The sequence below is a fragment of the Endozoicomonas sp. ALB115 genome (genome assembly GCF_049310245.1).
Classification (GTDB): Bacteria; Pseudomonadota; Gammaproteobacteria; order Pseudomonadales; family Endozoicomonadaceae; genus Endozoicomonas.
Genome location: NZ_JBLYZG010000129.1, coordinates 1 through 5,043, shown reverse-complemented (window position 1 = coordinate 5,043; position 5,043 = coordinate 1). Strand labels below are relative to the sequence as shown.

2 protein-coding genes are annotated in these 5,043 nt (G+C 51.0%); both read right to left on the bottom strand.

Translation table 11 applies throughout. The features are described 5' to 3' along the window. Positions 1-113: 113 nt before the first annotated feature. A complete protein-coding gene (locus ACO6VE_RS23800; protein ID WP_422463917.1) occupies positions 114-3,491 on the bottom strand; it encodes a DUF1601 domain-containing protein in 3,378 nt (1,125 codons plus the stop codon). A 170-nt stretch (positions 3,492-3,661) separates the two neighbouring features. Beyond that, positions 3,662-5,043 (bottom strand): RAP domain-containing protein (locus tag ACO6VE_RS23795; RefSeq protein ID WP_422463915.1); only part of this gene is annotated, 1,382 nt, incomplete at its 5' end.

Here is a 5,043-nt window from a genome sequence, read left to right as displayed (position 1 = left end):
TATCCATAATTATATTTCATTAATTCATGAAAATATAAAAATACAGACTGCTGTTCTGCCCGGAAGTTCATTGTGCGGCAAAGTTTACTTGAGTCATGATGGGAGGAAGGCGATTATTGGCTGCCTGCTTTCTTCCTCTTTGCCGGGTTGCTTTGCTCTGCTAAATGTTCTTCACCAGTCACGTATGCGGCATCTGTCCACCCTCTTTTAAGTGATACAGAGCCATGACCCTGTGGCGGGATGCCTGTCCTGGTCTTTATTTGATTAATATAGGGTTTCATTAAATCGTTGTTCAAAAGCTGGTTAGTCGGGATTTCAATGACCTCAAATCCTGCTTTTTGCAACAGTGCGATTTTCAGCAGAGTCGAACCATTCCTGGTGTTGAAATCACCACCTACGTAATGAGAGGGACCCTGAACTTCAATCACCATGTTGTGATCTGGCAGCAGCAGGTCAACCGGAGGTAATGAGTTCAGACTCTTTTCTTCTTCAATCTTCAGATATGGAATAGATGATTGGAGTTGATCGCGGAAGTCGGCCTGGGTTTTTGAAATGGTTGCCTGGTAATGGGGGACGACCGAAGAGGCTCTACCAAGCCAACTGGCGGCCATGATCATGATGGATCGATCATCTTCATTATCTGGATCTGGCGAGGTAATTTCCAGGCGAGTCAACAGGTCATCCATGTGCTTTTCAAGCACGTTATTGTTATTGGCATTGGAGACTAGAGACAACCTGGCACAGCATACCATTACGCCCCAGAGAGACATCGATATATCTTGCTTAGAGAGCTGAGGGCTTTCTCTGATTCGGTAGACAAGCGATTCGAAGGTAGAGGTAACCACATTCAGCTCAGCGAGTTCACCCAGTTTCGCCATGGCCCACAGCAGGTTGGCGATACCCTGTGGTTTAAAGTTAGCTTTCTGTGCGTTCACTTGGGGTAACAGCACGTCCATGGCCGCTTTAAACTCTGGTATCCACTCCTGCCCGTTGTCCACCAGTTTCGCCATGGCCCACAGAAGGTTGCTGATTGCCTGAGGTGTAAAGTTAGCTTTCTGTGAGTTCACGTGGGGTAACAGCGCGGCAATGGCCGCTTGGAACTCTGGTGTCCACTCCTGCCCGATGTCCACCAGTTTCGCCATGGTCCAAAGCAGGTTGGCGATACCTTGTTCATTAAACTGGTCTTTCTGTGCGTTTACAAGGGGCAACAGCGCGGCCGTAGCCTCGTTGAGCCCTGGTGTCTGCTCCTGCCCGCTGTCTACCAGTTTCGCCATGGCCCACAGCAGGCTGGCGATATGCTGTGGTTTAAAGTGAGCTTTTTGTACGGTCACGCAGGTCAACAGCGCAGCAACGGCTTCGTTGAACTCTGGTGTCTGCTCCTGCCCGTTGTCCACCAGTTTCGCCATGGCCCACAGCTGGTTGGCGATTTCCTGTGGGTTAAAGTTAGCTTTCTGTGCCTTCACGTGGGGCAACAGCACGGCCAGAGCCCTTTTGAGCTCTGGTGTTGGCTCCTGCCCGTTATCTACCAGTTTCGCCATGGCCCACAGCAGGTTGGCGATATTCTGAGGAATAAATTGGTCTTTCTTTGAATTCACGAGGGGCAACAGTGCGGCCACGGCCTCATTGAGCTCTGATGTCCGTTTCTGACCGTTGTCCACCAGTTTCGCCATGGTCCACAGCAGGTTGGCGATATGCTGAGGAATTAATTGGTCCTTCTGTGTGTTCACGTGGGGCAACAGCGCGGCCAAGGCCTCTTTGAGCCGTGGTGTTTGCTCCTGCCCGTTGTCCACCAGTTTCGCCATGGCCCACAGCAGGCTGGCGATATGCTGAGGAATAAATTGGTCCTTCTGTGTGTTCACGTAGGGCAGCAGCTCAGCCACGGCCTCGTTGAGCTCTGGTGTCCGTTCCTGACGGTTGTCCACCAGTTTTGCCATGGCCCACAGCAGGTTGGCAATTCCCTGAGCAGTAAATTGGTCTTTCTGTACGTTCACCTGGGGCAACAGCACGGTCATGGCCTCGTTGAGCCCGGGTGTCAGCTCCTGCCCGTTGTCCACCAATTTCGCCATGGCCCACAGCAGGTTGGCGATATGCTGAGGAATAAATTGGTCCTTCTGTGTGTTCACGCGGTGCAATAGCGCGGCCACGGCCTCTTTGAGCCGTGGTGTTTGCTCCTGGCCGTTGTCCACCAGTTTCGCCATGGCCCACAGCAGATTGGTGATTTCCTGTTGTTTAAAGAGAGCTTTCTTGGCATTCACTTGGGGCAACAGCGTGGTCACGGCCTCTTTGAACTCTGGTGTCTGTTCCTGCCCGCTGTCGACCAGTTTTGCCATGGCCCACAGCAGATTGGCGATTTCCTGGGGTTTAAAGTGTGCTTTCTGTACGTTCACGTGGGGCAACAGCGCGGCCAAGGCCTCTGTAAGCCCTGATGTATGCTGCCCGCAGCCGACCAGTTTTGCCATGCCCCACAGCAGGTTGGCGATTTCCTGGGGGTTAAAGTGAGCTTTCTGTGCGTTCACGTGGGGCCACAACGCGGCCACTGCCTCTTTGAGTCCCGGTGTCCGTTCCTGCCCTTTGTCCACCAGTTTCGCCATGGCCCACAGCAGGTTGACAATCCCCTGGGCAGTAAATTGGTTTTTCTGTGCGTTCACCAGGGGCAACAGCGAGGCGACTGTCTTTTTGAACTCTGGTGTCTGCTCCTGGCCTTTGTCCACCAGTTTCGCCATGGCCCACAGCAGGTTGGCGATATGCTGCGGAATAAATTGGTCTTTCTGTGCGTTTACGAGGGGCAACAGCTCGGCCATGGCCTCTTTGAGTTCTGGTGTCTGTGCCTGCCCGTTGTCCACCAGTTTTGCCATGGCCCACAGCAGGTTGGCAATTCCCCGGGCATCAATATCCCTGGCTGGAGGTTTTTGGTTGCACTTGAATATTATTGCATCAAGAAGTGTTGACAATAAGATAGTCTGAGTAAGTTTAACTCGCTCATCCATGGGTTTATGAAGGGTAAAAACACCCGCTGAAGTCAATGAGTGCAGTGTTGTCGTCAGGCTTCGCCAATTCCAGCTCCGGGTTGCGGTAAAATTTTGCAGCAACCGCATCAGCTGGCTTTGTTCTGTTCGATTTAACGGTCTTTGAACAGCTAACGTGTATTTTTTAATTGAACTGGCATAGTGCCCGTGATTTCTCCCATCATAGCGATGACCGAAACGATTCGATTTACTCACCAGATCATCCATTATTTCCTGTTTGATGAGGGCATTAAAATCTTGAGCAGAGTTGACTGAACGGTGTATTAAATATTGAGAAGGGCGTGTGCCAGAAGAACGGTGAAATTCATTACATCCCGGAGTAGAGCGGGGGTAACTATTCCGCTGTCTGACCGTGGCATATCTGTATCTCCCACGCCTTGAAGAAGGGGCATGGCCATTCGGTTGGTTGTAACCGTTATCTGATCTTGTGTATTGACCACTGATACCAGCAGAACTTCTATCCATAATTATCTTTCATTAATTCATGAAAATATGAAAAGCAGACTGCTGTTCTGCTCAGAAGTTCATTTTGCAGAAAAGTTTACTTGAGTCATGGTGGGAGGAAGGCGATTACTGGCTGTTTGTTTTCTTTTTCCTTGCTGGGCTGGTTTGCTCTTGTAAATGTTCTTCGGCAGTTACATATGCAGCACTGCCCACCCTCTTTTAAGTGAAACAGAGTCATGACCCTGTGGCAGGATGCCTACCCTGATCTTTATTTGATCAATATATAGCTTCATTAAATCTTTCTTCAAAAGCTGGTTAGCCGGGATTTCAATGACCTCAAATCCTGCTTTTTGCAGCAGTTCGATTTTAAGCAGAGTCGAGCCTTTTCTGGTATTGAAATCACCACCCACGTAATGAGACGGTCCCTGAATTTCAATCACTATGTTGTGATCTGGCAGAAGCAGGTCAACCGGAGGTAATGAGTTCAGACTCTTTTCTTCTTCGATCTTCAGAGATGGAATAGATGATTGGAGTTGATCGCGAAAGTCGGCTTGGGTTTTTGAAATGTTTGTCTGGTAATGGCGAACGAACGGACAGGCTCTGCCAAGCCAGCTTGCAGCCATGATCATGATGGATTGATCCTCTTCATTATCTGGCGATGTATTTTCCAGGCGAGTGAACAGGTCATCCATGTGCTTTTCAAGCACGTTATTTCGATGGGCATTGGAGTCTAGAGCCAACCTGGCACAGCATACCATTACGGCCCAGAGAGACATCGATATATCATGATGAGATAACTGAGGGTTCTCACTGATTCTATAGACAAGCGATTCGAACGTAGAGGTAACCACGTTCAGCTCAACGAGTTCACCCAGTTTCGCCATGCTCCAAAGCAGGTTAGCGATTTCCTGTGGTTTAAAGTTAGCTTTTTGTGCGTTCACGAGAGGCAATAGCGCGACCACAGCCTCGTTGAGCACTGGTGTCCGCTGCTGCGCGTTGTCCACCAGTTTCGCCACGGCCCATAGCAGGTTGGTGATTGCCTGTGGTGTAAAGTTAGCTTTCTGTGCGTTCACGTGGGGCAACAGCGCGGCCGCGGCCTCCATGAGCCCTGGTATCTTCTCCTGCCCGTTGTCCACCAGTTTCGCCATGGCCCACAGCAGGTTGGCAATGCCCTGGGCATTAAGTTGGTTTTTCTGTGCGTTCACAAGGGGCAACAGGGCAGCCACGGCCTCGTTGAGCCCTGGTGTCTGCTCCAGCCCGCTGTCCACCAGTTTCGCCATGGCCCACAGCAGGTTGGCGATGTGTTGAGGAATAAATTGGTCTTTCTGTGCGTTCACGTGGGGTAGCAGCGCGGCCAAGGCCTCGTTGAGCTCTGGTGTCTGCTCATGCCCGTTGTCCACCAGTTTTGCCATGCCCCACAGCAGGCTGACGATACCCTGTGGTTTAAAGTCAGCTTTTTGTGCGTTCACGGGGGGCAATAGTGCGGCCACGGCCTCGTAGAGCTCTGGTGTCTGCTCCTGTCCGTTGTCCACCAGTTTCGCCATGGCCCACAGCAGGTTGGCAATGCCCTGGG

What these genes read in the sequence shown, in the direction of transcription:
- ACO6VE_RS23800 (WP_422463917.1), bottom strand. Translation starts at nt 3,491, where the DNA reads ATGGATAGAAGTTCTGCTGGTATCAGTGGTCAATACACAAGATCAGAT.